Annotated in this window: 2 protein-coding genes; both read left to right on the forward strand. The window is 73.9% G+C overall.

What is annotated here, in order from left to right; translation table 11 throughout:
• On the forward strand, window positions 1-804 hold an 804-nt coding region (locus ACWFRU_RS42435), incomplete at its 5' end, for a hypothetical protein (protein WP_453694210.1).
• A 44-nt stretch (window positions 805-848) separates the two neighbouring features.
• The gene (locus ACWFRU_RS42440; RefSeq protein WP_376648151.1) at window positions 849-1,412 is read left to right on the forward strand and encodes a hypothetical protein; all 564 of its coding nucleotides are present in this window, start codon (window positions 849-851) and stop codon (window positions 1,410-1,412) included.
• Window positions 1,413-1,431: the final 19 nt, after the last annotated feature.

The raw sequence follows: 1,431 nt of genomic DNA on the forward strand, positions 1-1,431 counted from the left end.
GCGTTCTTCCTGGTCGCCGCCCCGTTCGTCCTGGAGGGCGTCGCGTGGGCGCTGCTGATGGGCGCTCAGGCCGCGATCGACGACGACCGGCCCTCCTGGCACTACCGGGCCGGAGCCATGCTCCAGGCGCTCATCGCCGCCGGGATCAACGTCGTTCACGGGCTGGAGGCGTTCGGCGTCGCGACCGCGATCGGCGGCGCGCTGTGCTCGATCATCGGCCCGGTCATCTGGGACTTGCACGAGCACGGCCGGATCGCGAAGAAGGCCGGTCGCCCGTCCCGGTCCGCTCGCCGTGCCGAGCGCCGCCAGGCCGAGGCGGACGCCCGCCGGGCCGCCGCCGTTCGCCTCGCCCGTGAGGCCGAGGACCCCGAGGTCTGGGAGCGGGCGACCGCCCTGGCCGCGTTCAGCGGTGAAGTCGTCCCCGTCCGCGACGGAGTCCTCCGCAGGTCCGCCGCGCGGGTCGAGCCGTCGGATGCGACGTACAGCCGGGCGTGGACGGAAATCCACGGTGCGCCGGTCGGTCAGACCGCCGCTCAGATCATGCAGACCCGCACCGCGAAGCGCGGTGTGCGCGTCGCTCAGAACGGCCCGCTCGCGGGCGAAAAAGCGCAGGTCGATTCCCAAATGGGCGACGAGTCGGAGAAGCCCTCCAAGGGCCCGAAGAAGCCCGGCACGGACGGCCGCAAGGGCAACGGCGGGACGCCTCCCGTGCGGACCCCCGGCACCAAGTACAGCCCTGTCGCCAAGCGGCAGATGAGCGACGAGCAGCGCCGCGCCAAGGGCGCCGCCGACGCGTCGGTCTGACCCTCCCTCACCCACTGCTCCACCGACTCCACGAGGAGATCCCCATGTCCCGCATCGTCCGCACCCTGGCCGTCTCCGGTGCCGCCGCCGCCGCGCTGATGGGCACCGCCACCGCCGCCACCGCCGACTCCCCCGAGGCCGCCGTCGCCACGGTCCAGGCCGCCGCCGACCGCGCCGCCAGCGCCCCCGTCTCCCTCCCCGACGGCCGGGTCCTGCACGTCCGTGGACTCGACGCCGTCTCCTACCGGGCGGACGCCGCCCACCACTCCGCCGTGGTGACCCTCGCCGACGGAGCCCCGGGCCAGATGCCCGGCAACGACGTCGCGCCGCAGGGCGTCGGCTCGCAGATCGGCACCGGTCTCCAGCAGCAGCCGCAGCAGGTCCAGACGCAGGCCACGGCCGGGAGCATCTCCACGGTCGCGGTCGCCGCGCTCGCGCTCGGCATCGTCGTCTTCTTCGGGATCAAGGCCGGGAAGCTCGCGAAGGGCTGGTTCGTCGTCAGCCTCGCCCTCGGTGTCCTGCTGTCGGGCACGTTGATCGGCCCGCTGGTCTCCCAGCTCACCGGCTCCGGCGTCACGGCGTTCGGCAACATCTGGGCCGGGATGTAGGTCCCCGCTGCCCCTGGCC

Source organism: Streptomyces sp. NPDC055099, assembly GCF_053607685.1.

Coding starts and splice junctions, on each gene's coding strand:
- ACWFRU_RS42440 (WP_376648151.1), top strand. CDS start 849: ATGTCCCGCATCGTCCGCACCCTGGCCGTCTCCGGTGCCGCCGCCGCC.